Origin of the sequence: Clostridium sp. (assembly GCF_050717545.1) — a bacterium.
Lineage (GTDB): Bacteria > Bacillota > Clostridia > Clostridiales > Clostridiaceae > Clostridium_AD.
In genome coordinates, this window is record NZ_JBOITN010000036.1 from 1 (window position 1) to 14,780 (window position 14,780).

Annotated in this window: 13 protein-coding genes and 1 pseudogene; 1 reads left to right on the top strand and 13 read right to left on the bottom strand. The window is 31.8% G+C overall.

From position 1 onward, the window contains the following. Together ACREVX_RS12095 and speD are read right to left on the bottom strand one after the other, a co-directional pair. Positions 1-417, bottom strand: a 417-nt coding sequence (locus ACREVX_RS12095; RefSeq protein WP_431544441.1) for a sugar phosphate nucleotidyltransferase, incomplete at its 3' end; no start/stop codon positions are given. Between the two features lie 601 nt (positions 418-1,018). Beyond that, positions 1,019-1,831 (bottom strand): adenosylmethionine decarboxylase, encoded by an 813-nt coding sequence (gene speD / locus ACREVX_RS12100; protein ID WP_431544559.1) that lies wholly within the window; start codon positions 1,829-1,831, stop codon positions 1,019-1,021. A 275-nt stretch (positions 1,832-2,106) separates the two neighbouring features. Between speD and asd the strand changes: the two genes are divergently transcribed. Further along, positions 2,107-3,192, top strand: coding sequence for an aspartate-semialdehyde dehydrogenase (asd, locus tag ACREVX_RS12105; protein ID WP_431544442.1), 1,086 nt, complete (start codon positions 2,107-2,109; stop codon positions 3,190-3,192). A gap of 91 nt (positions 3,193-3,283) precedes the next feature. Here asd and hemL read toward each other — a convergent pair whose 3' ends face one another. The 11 genes and pseudogenes from hemL to ACREVX_RS12160 all read right to left on the bottom strand — a co-directional run bounded on the left by hemL (position 3,284) and on the right by ACREVX_RS12160 (position 14,741). Next, the gene (gene hemL / locus ACREVX_RS12110) at positions 3,284-4,558 is read right to left on the bottom strand and encodes a glutamate-1-semialdehyde 2,1-aminomutase (RefSeq protein WP_431544560.1); all 1,275 of its coding nucleotides are present in this window, start codon (positions 4,556-4,558) and stop codon (positions 3,284-3,286) included. Positions 4,559-4,667: 109 nt separating this feature from the next. After that, positions 4,668-5,633 (bottom strand): porphobilinogen synthase, encoded by a 966-nt coding sequence (hemB, locus tag ACREVX_RS12115; RefSeq protein ID WP_431544443.1) that lies wholly within the window; start codon positions 5,631-5,633, stop codon positions 4,668-4,670. A gap of 111 nt (positions 5,634-5,744) precedes the next feature. Then, positions 5,745-7,202 carry a uroporphyrinogen-III C-methyltransferase gene (cobA, locus tag ACREVX_RS12120; RefSeq protein ID WP_431544444.1) on the bottom strand — a complete coding sequence of 486 codons (1,458 nt, stop codon included), beginning with the start codon at positions 7,200-7,202 and terminating at the stop codon, positions 5,745-5,747. A 28-nt stretch (positions 7,203-7,230) separates the two neighbouring features. Continuing rightward, positions 7,231-8,106: a hydroxymethylbilane synthase gene (hemC, locus tag ACREVX_RS12125; protein ID WP_431544561.1), complete on the bottom strand. Its 876-nt coding sequence runs from the start codon at positions 8,104-8,106 to the stop codon at positions 7,231-7,233. A 63-nt stretch (positions 8,107-8,169) separates the two neighbouring features. After that, positions 8,170-8,763, bottom strand: a pseudogene (locus ACREVX_RS12130) (NAD(P)-dependent oxidoreductase); the annotation flags it as partial. Further along, positions 8,727-9,911 (bottom strand): glutamyl-tRNA reductase, encoded by a 1,185-nt coding sequence (gene hemA / locus ACREVX_RS12135; protein WP_431544445.1) that lies wholly within the window; start codon positions 9,909-9,911, stop codon positions 8,727-8,729. The pseudogene ACREVX_RS12130 and the gene hemA, both read right to left, overlap by 37 nt. A gap of 4 nt (positions 9,912-9,915) precedes the next feature. After that, on the bottom strand, positions 9,916-10,884 hold the full coding sequence (gene cbiB, locus ACREVX_RS12140) for an adenosylcobinamide-phosphate synthase CbiB (RefSeq protein ID WP_431544562.1): 969 nt from the start codon (positions 10,882-10,884) through the stop codon (positions 9,916-9,918). Between the two features lie 220 nt (positions 10,885-11,104). Further along, positions 11,105-11,758: a tRNA (guanosine(46)-N7)-methyltransferase TrmB gene (trmB, locus tag ACREVX_RS12145; protein ID WP_431544446.1), complete on the bottom strand. Its 654-nt coding sequence runs from the start codon at positions 11,756-11,758 to the stop codon at positions 11,105-11,107. A 105-nt stretch (positions 11,759-11,863) separates the two neighbouring features. Further along, complete coding sequence (locus tag ACREVX_RS12150; RefSeq protein ID WP_431544563.1) at positions 11,864-12,496, bottom strand: site-2 protease family protein; 633 nt, start codon at positions 12,494-12,496, stop codon at positions 11,864-11,866. Positions 12,497-12,640: 144 nt separating this feature from the next. Next, positions 12,641-13,666 carry a hypothetical protein gene (locus ACREVX_RS12155; protein ID WP_431544447.1) on the bottom strand — a complete coding sequence of 342 codons (1,026 nt, stop codon included), beginning with the start codon at positions 13,664-13,666 and terminating at the stop codon, positions 12,641-12,643. A 58-nt stretch (positions 13,667-13,724) separates the two neighbouring features. Beyond that, positions 13,725-14,741: a phosphodiester glycosidase family protein gene (locus ACREVX_RS12160; protein WP_431544448.1), complete on the bottom strand. Its 1,017-nt coding sequence runs from the start codon at positions 14,739-14,741 to the stop codon at positions 13,725-13,727. Between the last annotated feature and the right edge of the window lie 39 nt (positions 14,742-14,780).

Genomic DNA, 14,780 nt, shown 5'->3' on the forward strand with positions numbered 1-14,780 from the left:
CAGCATTTTAGAATAATCCATTTTATAAATATGATCCCCTGATAAAATAAGAACATATTCCGGATCAAAGCTATCAATATAATTTGTATTTTGAAATATAGCGTCAGCAGTACCCTTATACCAATTACCACCATCTTCACTTTGGTAAGGTGCAAGCATGCTTACTCCTCCATCTCTCCTATCCAAATCCCAAGGAGCCCCTATGCCTATATGAGCATTTAATTCTAGTGGTTGGTACTGAGTTAGAACCCCTACTGTGTCTATATCAGAATTAGAACAATTGCTTAAAGAGAAATCTATAATTCTGTATTTACCACCAAATGGCACCGCCGGTTTTGCCGTAATCTTCGTTAACTGTTTTAATCTTGATCCTTGACCCCCTGCCAAGATCATAGCTACCATTTCTTTTTTTTTCATTATAGTTCTCCCCTTTCTATATCTCATTATTTGGATGTGCCTCACTATTTACCATAAACCACTTTATCATGATAAAGCGAAAAAATATCCTATAGTTTGATGTCCCCACGAATCATCTAGCGGATGTTCTGTAATTGGGAGCAGCTCTATGTGTGTATATCCCATATAGATCACATAGCTTAGAAGCTTGTCTGCAATTTCTCTATAAGAATAAAAGTTATTATATCCATCCCAATTATTAAATTCTCCAACCACCCCCACTTTGAATATACACAAATCACAATTTATTATAATATGTTTTGAAAATATATTTTATACCACATATCTATAAAAAATAATTTTTAGATGTTGAAGTTTTTTTAACTAAATACTAACCTTTTTTCCCCTTTGTTATAATATTTTTAATATTATATTCAATAATACATTTAAAGTATATAAAAATTATACCATATAACTATCCTAAAATGAGGTAAATTTTGTAAACATTTATTTTTATTTTAATATTTTATGAAAATTTGTTAATTTTATCAAAAAAAGCTCTTTAACAATAAAATACCTCCACAAAGAAAAATTCTTTGTGGAGGTATTTTATTGTTAATTATTAATTAGAACTGTCATTTCCATAAAATATTTCAACCATTTCTTTTTCTAGTTTTTGTATAATATCATATTTCTCACCCTCTGTTAAATCTTCTTCTTTAATATGGAATAAGTAATTCTCAAGATCAAAATCATTTAACTTCATTTTTGTATGAAATATACTAGATTGATATATATTCATGTCAATTAAACTATATCTATTAATTGTTTCCATAGCAATGTACTCTTGTATAGAATTAATTTTATGATCTATAAAATGTTTTTTACCGTCCATATCTCTAGTAAACCCTCTAACTTTGTAGTCTATAGTAATGATGTCAGAATCAAAGCTACCTATTAGATAATTTAATGCTTTTAATGGAGATATAGTACCACAAGTTGCTACATCTATATCTACTCTAAAAGTACTTATATCATTTTGAGGATGACTTTCAGGATAAGTGTGCACTGTTACATGACTTTTATCTAAATGTCCAACAATATTCTCTCGAAGAGGCGTTAAAACTCCTCTATTACAAGAAGGATCTACCACATATAATGGGATTTCTTCTTCTGATATAAGTAGTGTTACACTTGCCCCTTGAGGGTCATAGTCTTGCTTTGCAATGTTTAGTACACTAGCTCCTATCATCTGAGTAACCTCGTTTAGAATTTTTGTTAACCTCTCAGCATTATATTGTTCATCAATATATTCTATATATTTCTTGCGGTCTTCTTCTGTTTTTGTATAACAAACATCATAAATATTAAAACTTAATGATTTTGTTAAGTTGTTAAATCCATATAGCTTTAATTTATTTTTGTCATTTTCAATATCTTTATCGTTTTTATTAATTTTAAACAATTCTATTCCCCATTTCGCTTAGACTCCTTATAAAATATAACTTCATTTTTAAGGTGTGAATTTATTCTCCATAACCATTCTATATAATAATTAGCTTGAAGTATATGCTTTTTAACACTATAATCATTAATAATAGTAACATATATGTTTTTACTATTCCTTTTATAACATAATATTAATATATTTAGTATAATATTTATATTTTATCGCATTTATACATCATTAGAATCGGAGGTATTAATACAATGGTTAAAAAATTAAAAGTTGGATTATTAGGTGGAACTGGATTCGTTGGTCAACGTCTTGTTACACTACTTGAAAATCACCCTTATTTTGAAATAGCTGTTATTGCTGCTAGTGAAAATTCTGTGGGTAAAACTTATCTCGAGGCAGTAAATAATAGGTGGAAATTAGATGTTCCTATGCCCGAAAGCGTTAAAACCATAATAATTAAAAATATAAATGAAGTAGATGTAATTAGTAATCTTGTAGATTTTGTATTCTGCGCTGTTAATATGAACGCAAATGAAATAAGAGAAATCGAAGAAAAATACGCAAAAGCTGAAACTCCTGTTATTTCAAATAACTCTGCACACCGAAAAACAACAGATGTTCCAATGGTTATCCCAGAAATAAATTCAAACCATTTTGAACTAATTAAAGCACAACGTAAGCGTTTAGGAACTAAAAGAGGTTTTATAGTAGCGAAACCTAACTGTTCAATTCAAAGTTATGTTCCTGCTATAAGTGCACTTATGGAATATAAACCCACAAAAATATTAGTATGCACATACCAGGCTATTTCAGGTTCTGGAAAGATATTTTCAGACTGGCCAGAAATAGTTGATAATGTTATACCTTATATTGGTGGAGAAGAAGAAAAAAGTGAGCAAGAACCTTTGAAAATTTGGGGTCATATAGAGAATGACAAAATAGTTAATGCAGCTGATCCTATAATATCAACTCAATGTATACGTGTCCCTGTAGCAGATGGTCATTTAGCTGCAGTATTTGTTTCATTTGAAAAGAAACCGTCAAAAGAAACTATTTTAAAACTTTGGGCTGAGTTTAAAGGAAAACCACAACTTCTAAAACTTCCAAATGCCCCTGATCAGTTCATAACATACTTTGAGGAAAATGATAGACCTCAAACAAAACTGGATAGAAACATTGAAAAAGGTATGGGAATAGCTGTTGGAAGACTTAGAGAAGATAAATTATTTGATTATAAATTTGTTTGTTTGTCACATAACACTTTACGTGGCGCAGCCGGTGGTGCAGTGCTATCAGCTGAACTCTTAATGAAAGAAGGCTATTTGACTTCCAAATAAAAAAGTAAAAAAGTATATATTACACGTATTGCATTATACGTAATATATACTTATTTTGCGTATAAAAACATCTGTTAGCAACATTAAATTCTTATACAGTAAAACTCTTAAAGGCCTCTAAGAATTTTTCAATATCATTCTGTGTATGCTTAACATTTAAGAATATCGCTTCAAACTGAGAGGGCGCAATATTTATTCCACTTTTTATCATATGTTCAAAATATCTTGCAAACAGTTTTACATCACATGTTTTAGCATCATCAAAGGTTTTCACTTTATTACTCTTTGTAAAAAATGGTGTAATCATTGACCCACATCTATTAACAACCATAGGAATATTTTTTTCTTTTGCAATTTCCAGTAATCCAAATTGAAGTTTTTCTGAAAGTTTTTCCATGTTTTCATATACAATAGGATTATTATAAAGTTTAGTTAAAGTTTCATAACCCGCTGCCATCACCACAGGATTACCTGACATAGTCCCTGCTTGATAAACTGGTCCCATAGGTGATAGAAGCTCCATTATCTCTCTTTTCCCACCATAAGCACCACAAGGAAGTCCACCGCCCATGATTTTTGCATAAGTTATCAAATCTGGAGCCACTCCGTAAATACTTTGTGCCCCTTTATACGCTACCCTAAATCCGCTCATTACTTCATCAAAAATAAGTAGACTTTTATATTTATCACACAAATTTCTAAGTCCTACTAAAAATTCTTTTTGCGCTGGAATAACTCCCATATTACCTGCTATCGGCTCAATAATTATGCATGCAATATCATCACCATACTTCTCAAATAATTTCTGCACGCTACCTAAATCATTGTAATTTGCTATTAATGTATGTACAATACTTTCCGTCGGAATACCTGCTGACCCCGGTATTCCCTCAGTAAGAACTCCTGAACCAGCTTCAACTAGAAATCCTTCAGCGTGTCCATGGTAACAACCTGCAAATTTTACTATTTTATTTTTGCCAGTATATCCTCTTGCAAGTTTAACTGCACTCATTGTAGCTTCTGTACCTGAATTAACCATCCGAATCATATCTACATTATCCACAGTTGAGCAAATATGTTTTGCAAGTTTTAGTTCAATCTCCGTAGGCGCGCCAAATGCAATAGCCTGCACCGCAGTATTTTGTATAGCTTTTACTACATCATCGTCACAATGTCCAAGTATCATAGGTCCAAAGGCGCATACAAAATCTATATACTTATTACCATCTTCATCATAAACGTATGCACCCTTACCTTTTTTTATAACTTTCGGAGTAATACTTACATCTTTATATGCCCTAACTGGGCTATTAACTCCACCCGGCATATATTCTTTTGACTGCTCAAATATATCTAAATTTCTCATAGTAGTTTCCTCTTTTCTTATTGTGATTCTAATACTTTTTATAATCATATTGGATTTGCCATCCCTAATTGTCTGCTTTAAATTGCAAGTTTAAGATTAAAATGATGATTTACTGCCTGATCCACCTGCATAAATCAATTGCATAATAAGTAATTATCATATCCGCTCCAGCTCTTTTCATAGACAAATGCATCTCCATAGCTATAGCCTTCTCATCAATAAAGCCCATTTTTGCAGCTGCTTTTACCATAGCAAACTCTCCACTAACACTGTAAGCAGCTACAGGAACGTCATGTTTATCTCTAGCCCATCTTATTACATCTAAATATGATAAAGCAGGTTTTACCATTATAATATCTGCGCCCTCCTCAATATCAGCATCAATTTCGCGCATAGCTTCTCTAATATTTGCTGGATCCATCTGATAAGTTTTTCTATCCCCAAATTGTGGCGCAGAATTAGCCGCCTCTCTAAAAGGGCCATAAAATGCTGATGAGTATTTTGCACTATAAGCCATTATAACTATATCTTTAAATCCATTTGCATCCAAAGTTTCTCTTATTGCAACTACATGACCATCCATCATGTCAGATGGCGCTATCATATCCGCTCCTGCTTTTGCATGAGACAGAGCTATTTCTGATATATATTTTAAACTCTTATCATTATCCACTTTTGTTCCATCTAATATCCCACAATGTCCATGAGTAGTATATTGGCACATACATACATCCGTTATTATAACTAAATCTTTTGATAGTTCACGCGTCTTCTTAACTGCCCTTTGAACAATGCCTTCATCGTCATATGCCCCGCACCCAACTTCATCTTTATGATCTGGAAGTCCAAATAAAATTATTCCACGCACCCCAGCTTCTTCAACTTCTTCTATTATTTCATGGAGTCTATCTATTGAAAAATGATAATTCCCTGGCATAGAAGATATTTCTTCTTTAATATTTTCACCTTCAACAACAAATATAGGTAATATAAAGTCTGAAGGCGATAATACTGTTTCTCTTACTAAATCTCTTATATTTCTTGTTTCTCTGAGTCTTCTGTTTCTTTTGAACATAGTTATCCACTCCTAACCAAATCATCTTTTACAAAGCTGCTATTTTAATGTTATCCACATTTTATTATTTATTAATACTTAATCATGCTTATATAATCTACTAATTCTCTATTACATTTCCAAAAGCTTTTTAATAATACCTTCTTCACTATAGATATCACATACAGTTGATTCTATACCTAAATCTGAAAGTGCCATAGCAGTTATGCGTCCTATAGCAAGTGATACTTTAGACTTTATAATATTAATACCCACCATTTTAATCATATTTTTAACAGTGGATGGAGATGTAAATACTATAATATCTACATCATTTATTTCGTTCTCAGATCTGAGCTTACCACATAATATTTCATAAGTAAAAACCTCATCAACATTACATTTAAGCTCCTTTAATGCTTCTACCAAATAAGGCCTTGCATCTTTTGACCTAGGCACTAGTATTTTGTCGCCAGCTTTTACAGAGATTTTCATTTTTGATAGTAATGACTCAGCAACAAAATGATCTGCTACTATATCAGCAACAATACCCCTATCGCTCAGAGCCTTCGCCGTAGCTGGTCCTATAGCTGCAAACTTTGCTTTAAGTTTTCTTATGTCAAATCCAATATCTTTTAAATAATCAAAAAATATATTAACTCCATTTACACTTGTTAAAGCTAAATAGTCATAACTTGCAATCTTGCCTTTGTAATCATCTAAGTTGTGAGAAGTGTTTTTAAATGCTATAGAATTTATTTCAACAACTTCTGCACCTAAATCTATTAAAGTTTCATGTAATTTCTTTGATTGCTTCTTTGACCTAGTTATGCAAATACTCTTTCCAAATAGTGGTTTCTTTTCATACCAATTAAATTGATCATTAAATTTAACTACTTCACCCACTACAATAATGCAAGGTGATGATATCTCTGATTTTTGAACCTTACCTATAATTTCTATTAAAGTACCCACTACTTTCTTTTGTTTTGATGTAGTTCCGCGCATTATAACTGCGCAAGGTGTATTTTTACTCTTGCCATTAAATATAAGACTTTCTGCAATCTTTTGAAGATTTTTAAAACCCATCATAAAAACAAGCGTACCATCAAGCCTTGCAACTGCATCCCAATCTATATTAAGTTTTTCGGCACTCATTGCTGTAAACACATGAAAACTTTGAGCTATACCTCTATGAGTTATAGGTATTCCTGCATAACTAAGTACTGATATTGGCGACGTAATTCCCGGTATGACTTCAAACTCAACCTCTTCCTTAAGAAGCTCTAAAGCTTCCTCACCGCCGCGTCCAAATACAAATGGATCCCCACCCTTAATTCTTCCAACTATGTGACCTTTCTTAGCAAGCGTTACGAGCATTGTATTTATTTCTTCTTGTGTTTTATAATGAGATCCTGGCTCTTTACCACAATAATATATTTCACAATCATCTTTTAGATGTTTAAGTACACTTGTACTAGCTAGCCTATCATACATAACTGCCGTGCATTTCCCTAGCATTCTAATAGCTTTTAGAGTTATAAGTTCCTCATCTCCTGGACCAACCCCGATTAAATAAACCTTTCCCATAGATATCCTCCTTTGCACTTTCAGATTATTAATTATCCTCTAGAATCATCTTCGCTAGCATCACACCTAGCTTTATATAATCATTTTTATGTCCTGATAATTGCTTTTTAACTATTTTTCCATTAACGTCAAATATGCTGAGCATGTGCATATTATCATTTTCAAGATAAGCATAAGCTCCTATACAACCATGGCAATCTCCATTAAGAGTCGCCATAAAACTTCTTTCAGCCTCTACGCAAATTCTAGCATCATAGCAATCTAGTTTTTTAATCATATCTATTTGAGGATGTGTTTTAAGCATCTCTATGCCTAGTGCTCCTTGAGCTATTGCTGGTACCATTTGGGTCACGTCAAAATAATTAGTGATTATACTTTCCATGTTAAGCCTTTTAAGTCCTGCCGCTGCAAGGATTATTCCATCTAGATTTTCCTTTTCTATTTTTGCTATTCTAGTTTGAACATTACCTCTTATAGGCACAATTTCTATATCCGGTCTTATCATTTTAACCTGAACACCACGTCTTATACTGCTGGTACCTATTCTTGCACCTTTAGGCAAGTCATAAAAGCAAATATTGTTAAAAGCAACAAATGCATCTCTAGCATCTTCTCTAACTGGAATAGCCGCTATTTCAAACTCCTGTGGTATATCATAGGGTACATCCTTCATGCTGTGCACTGCCATATCCACTTTTTCCTCAAGCATAGCGTATTCTATCTCCTTTACAAAAAGTCCCTTACCACCTATTTTATCTAAAGTAACATTTAAAATTTTATCTCCCTTAGTCTCAATTAGTACCTTTACGCATTCAAGATCAAATTTTTCTTTAATCATAGCCATAATTGTATTTGCTTGAACTTGTGCAAGCTCACTTTTTCTAGTTCCTATATTAATTTCCATATCCAATACCTCCTTTAATCCATCTCCATAAAACATCTCTAATATATAATCTTGTAATCCCAAATCATAAAAAAAGTAAAAATCTTCACTACATACAAAATTCATAATATCCTTTTTATCCGCCCTCTTCATCACTTTGCCTCTTATAGTAAAAGTATAATCTATAAAATCTTTATATTTTAAAAGTTTATTTTCAATGATTTGAGCCATAAAAAGTGCTGTTTTAGGGCTACTATGTTTAGTATGTAATGCAAATTTCATATTAGATGTATTCCCTTGAACTGGCATTACAAGTAAGCCTTTTTTATGATCTTCACAATGTACATACAGCTTGCTTTTATTATCACAGTATTTTTTTATAATATCATTTGTTTCACTATCATTCGTAGCAATAATAACAATATGGTTATGATCCACGTAACCTTCATTATAACCACCCTTTATTAATTCTACATTGCTTAAGTCCTTAACTTGCTTAAACTCTTCGCAAAATTCTTTTGATACTACTGTAACATTACAACCTTCCTTTGAAAATGACCTACATTTTATAAAAGCAGCCTCTCCCCCACCAACTATAAGTATATTAACTTTATTTGATAGCAGTGAAATCATTGTATAGTTTAAAGCTGAAAAATCTTGCTTAGTATGACCTCGCATTCTCTAGACCTCCCCTTTAAATGCTCCTCTTTTAAAACATCTATTGCCCTGTTTACATAGGCGTTTGAAGTGCTTTTTAAAAGTAGTTCTGCAAGCTTTTCATTATCCTTAGTCTCTTTCTTGTGTCTAAAAGTCTCTAGTCTCTCCTTGTAGACTTCATCACCATTACATCTTATCTTTTTAATAAATGGTGCTAGCTCTTCTATGGTTTTCCAATCTATATACTCTTTTATAGCCTTGTCTACAATAGGTTTATGATATTGCATTAACGCTTGCCGTCTTTTGTGATTTGCATCATGAATATCACCTAACATATCTATATCATATACTTCATATAAAGGATTTTCACTTACTATTTCTTCTATGTCTCTTGGAACTGCTAAATCAAACAATAATATTTTTTTATTAGGCAATTCCTTTAGATGAACTACAGTATGAGGCGCAGTTGTACAAGATATAACACAATCAACTTTTTGATAATATTTATATGTATCATTAAAATGTATTATTTTAACTCTTGGGTCCTCTATATTAACTTTTTGAGCATCACGTACTGCAATATATAGCGAATTTATTTTCGCCTCTAGTATATATTTTGAAGTAAGCTCCCCTACAGATCCATATCCTAAAATCATAAAGTTCTGGTGTCCTCCATCTATTGCCTTTTTAACAACCATAGAAGATGAAGAAACTGGTATTTCACTTATTTTAGACTTAGTTCTAAAATGTTTACCACAAGCGATTGCATTTTCAAAAAGTCTCTGAAGCTCTTTTTTACTTGTCTTAATCTTTTTTGAAATTTCATAAGCATCCCGCACTTGTCCCAATATTTGATCCTCACCAAGTAATAGTGAATCAAACCCACACACAACTTCCATCAAATGTTGCACTGCCTTTTCATCCTTATACCTGTCAACACATTTTATTAAATCCTCATCCCAATTTAGAGCTTTAAAAATTTTAACTATAATATCTTCGTCTCTAGATTTAAAATATATCTCTGTTCTGTTACAAGTACTTAAAATAACTGCCTCTTCACATATTTCTAAAAGCAATTCCAAGCACTTCTTTTGACGTTTTGGAATAATTGAAAATTTCTCTCTAATTTCTATTTTAACATCATGTTTTAATCCTATAAGTTGTATCATAACATCATCTCCAAAAGTACTTAAGTATTTCAAATAGTGCATTAATTATTACCAAATAAAACATGGCTCCATACATTAATTTTATAGAATCAACTATATGTTCTTTCCCTAAATCATTTGTTTTATTTCCTATAGGTGGTTTATACATTTCTTCTCCAAAATATACATTTATACCACCTAATTGAACCCTCATAGCCCCCGCTGCTGCACCTTCTGGATAAGCACAATTAGGGCTTTTATGATTTTTTCTATCCCTAATCATTACTTTTATGCTTTCCACTATATTCCCATGAACTATGGGAGCGGCCAGACAAATTAAAAATCCGGTTATTCTCGCAGGAATAAAATTAAATACATCATCTGTTTTAGCTGGAAAGAACCCAATATACTTATATTTTTCATTCATATACCCAAGCATTGAATCCATGGTGTTTATACCCTTATACATCATAGCAAGCGGTGCTCCCCCTAATATTGCAAAAAGTATAGGAGCTATAACACCGTCTGATGTATTTTCCGCAATTGTCTCCACATCTGCCCTTACTATTTCGTACTTCGTAAGGGTTTTTGTATCCCGACCTACAATGTACGATAATTTAACTCTCGCGTCATCAATATCATTTCGCGTTAAGGAGTCATACACCTTTATACCTTCCATATGAAGACACTTAGTAGCTATTGTAGTCCAAATCAAAATTATATTAAAAATATGGTATACAACAAAAACTTCTTTAGATATCTTTAAAATTGCAAACGGTACTAAATAGCTACAAAATGCTACTATAATTACAATAAATCCACCAAAAACTTTAATGCCACTATTAGTATTGCATAATTTCCGGCCTAACTTATCTAATGCTGAAATAAGTTTTCCTATATAAATTACTGGATGTTTAAACCAATATGGATCCCCAATTAATAAATCTAACACAACTGCTAATATTAAATCAATTACATTCATCCCAAATATCATTCCCACTTTTTTCCCTTCTATTTCTTTCTATTCCCAGGATTTTATATATAAAAGGCATAAAACTCCTCCTTACGTACTTTTTTTATGAAAATTAAAAAAACAGCAAGCTCCCACACCTGCTGTTACGCATGATTTTTCATTACGCTAACTTAAATACTACAAGTTCTTTCCCGCCGAAAGCTTAATAATCCTATATATATAACAAATTTTTATTAATATTCTACAATAACTTAGCCCTCAGGAACATAGCTTTTTTACCTAATGCATAAAATTTAGCCTCATATTCTGTAACTACGTTTTCCTCAAAACCGCTTTTATTTAAATCATAAGTTGAATACAGTATTTCAAATCCACATTGTTTGAAATATTCTAATGAGTCTTCAAATAGCTCAATATCATCAGTTTTGAACCAAACTTCAGATCCAGGTTTTAAAAATTTCTTATAACTCACTAAGAATTTACTGTGCGTTAGCCTTCTTTTGTTATGCCTTCCCTTTGGCCAAGGATTACAAAAATTTATATATATTCTACTTATCTCATCTTTTTCAAAAACATCATCAATAAAACTAATATTTAATGGCATAAGACGTACATTTACATTTTGCTTGTCATGAACTTCGCGAGCCTCTACCACTTTTCTGAGAGCAAATACTAACACCTCATCTTTTAAATCTATACCCACAAAATTTATATTAAGATTTTGCTTAGATTTTTCTGATATAAACCCGCCCATGCCGCAACCTAATTCCAAATGTATTGGATTATTATTTTTAAATTCACTGTCCCATTTCCCTTTATAATCATATTGATCTGTTATAACAATGTGACTAATTTCCATCTCTGGCCTAGCCCAATATTTTTTTCTTAATCGCATATCTTTCTCTCCCTTATATTTAAACCAAATAAAATTTACAACATATTTTTATGACTTAACTCTTAGTTAAATCATCTCCTGCCTAGCTACATTATTCATATAATATTAAAGTATTGTTATGATATTTAAAAAAACCTTTGTAAAAATATCAAATAATCCCTGAGATGGTACTTGAACAATATAATAAAATACTGATACCCCACCTGGTAATATAGGTAATATCAATACCATGAATATTAGAAACTGGTACCTATTAATTGAATCTGATAACCCGTAAAAAAACTTTGGAAATAAATCCCGGACTATATGGTATCCATCAAAACCTGGAACTGGAACTAAATTAAGAAAAAACAACAGACAATTTATGGACCCTGCAAGCTGTAACATATTCATAATAATTGAAAATAATGCTCCTTGGGTTGATGAAAATCTCCAAAGTAATACATAAAACATTGCAAATACAAACCCTAATATCAAATTAGCAATAGGCCCTGCTATTGAAACTTTTAAATCATCCTTGTAATAATTTTTAAATGCACCAGGATTTGTTTGAACAGGTTTTGCCCACCCAAATCCCATTATTAATATTAATATAAACCCTATTGGATCTATATGAACAATTGGATTTAGCGTAAGTCTTCCTTGAAATCTCGGAGTTCTGTCTCCTAACTTATCTGCTACTAAAGCATGTGCATACTCATGAAAAGTAAATGCAAGCAAAATCCCTGGTATCATCATAATCTTATATAATATTACTGCTTTATCCAATTTTTTTTCCTCCTCATATTTACACAAACCAGATTAAATCATCTCCTGCGGAGCTACATTATCTGAAATGTCATTAAATAAAAACTATGCCTTTAGCATAGTTAAAAATAGAAATTATTTAAAGGGAACAAAAGATACTTTGTTATTTACTATAGATACTAACCCTTTAGTATACATTTGTGATAATTCACCTTCATAACTAGTTTCAATTCCAGAACTTATTTCTGTTATTACCCCTCGCAGGTCATCATTTTGATATACTTTTCCATCTGCTGATACAAATAAATCTTTTTCTTTTGAAGCATTTTTTAAATCAAGTTCTTTCCACTCACTAGTGTCTTCTGATGTTTTGCCATAATAAATCTTACTTACCAAATCATCTTTTAATTCCCCAAGATACACATCATCATTCTGAGCACCAATTAATGTAAGCCTTTCTACGCCTTTAATACTTATACTTTTATCACTATCTGTAACATATATTTTATTATAGACTGATCCCTCATATACCAATTTATCTTCACGTCTAAGTACTGCAATATTACTAACTAATTTAGGTATTGTATTAATATTTGTAATATCTCCCATCCTGTCAATTCTATAGATACTACTACTTATTCCTTCATTTGAAACCTGGACATATGTAACTCCTGTTAAAGTTGATAATTTGATATTTTCCACTTCGGATTTTGTACCACTCCAAGCTACTTCTTTCACTAATTCTTTTTCATCCTTTGATACATCATAAGAATATAATAATAAGTTACTAGATTCATTACCACTTTTTTTCTCAATTAAAAGTATTCTATTTCTATCTGGAAGCCATTCAGAAAAAGAAATTTTAGATCCCTCTTCTGAATTTATATTTTTGATTTTCCCATCCTTGCAATTAACAAGTTTTAATTTTTCATCTTCATTATATGTTAAATATTTAGCATCATATGATACTAATACAGTTTCTGCATCTTCTGGCACAGTAATATCTACATTTTTTTCTTTCTCCTTTTTATCTTCAACAACCTTTTTTGTAACCACTTTTGAATCAGTAGCTAAAAGATATTTATCTATGTAAAAGAGACCTAAACATTGCAGTGACAGCGAAAATACTATCCATATACTTATTCTTTTCATCCATTTCATAATACTTTCTCCTTTAATTTAAAATAACCAAGATTACCTTTTCTTCTTACCAATTTATCTACTGCACTACATATATTATTGATGGTACAGATCGCTCTCCCAAACTGTCACAAGGCCTGTTAATAATCTCATCTTTATATAATAATGTAGAAGAAGATCCACCATCTAAATTAGTAGCATTATAAGCTCCATATTCATCAAATAATAAATCTTGTACCTCTTTGAGCGTCGCTCCCAAGCTACTTACCTGTCTACCGTCTATAACTAATAATATTATTGCTCCATCTTTTCTTTGTGCGATAGCCGTTCTAGGCGCAATTCCCCAGCCACCATCACCTGTAGTTATAGTTTTCTTTCCATTAACTATAAGTGCCGGTCCAAAAGAAACTGCTTCTGTCGCTCCTAGTTCTTTCATTTCTTTAAGTGAATGAAGTCCAACTAGTAACCTTCCAGATCCAGTTAATGCTACCACTTGTCTTTTTTCATCTTCATTTTTTAAACCGTTATGTATAATATTCCCACCAGTCATTATAATTCCAGCTGGGTTTGCTCCCGTCCCTGTCCATTTTGCCCCCGCAACTTCGTCTGTAAATCCTCCACCATTAATTGCTGCTATTGCATTATTATCTTTTGCAATATCACTAGTTAGTTGCCCTTCCTCACCCAGCATACTGCTGTACCCTACTTTAATCCTAGTCGGGTCCTTAATTATTAGAATATAACCTTTAAATTTATTTCCTGTTACATCATATCTTTCAATATTATTATCATCTTTATTTTCTACCGTTACACCAGAATTTTCACCATCTGTTTTATCTTGAACTATAGATTCTACTTTTTGTTCACTCATAATCTGCTCAATTTTTTCATCTGATAGAAAAGATGTTGCAAGCCACTGCAATGTAAGCGTAGTCATTGCTGCCCCAACCACTGTAGTTTTTACATTTTTAAAAGGACCATAATATACCATAAACGGTCCTGTAATAGCCGTGAAAGTTAATTCAAATATTATAAATAATAAAACAATTGTGCTTGTACTTTTCTTTTTCTTTTTATGTATTTCCATTTCTCTCATGTTTCCCATCCTTTTGTTTATTATGTACTATCACATTGT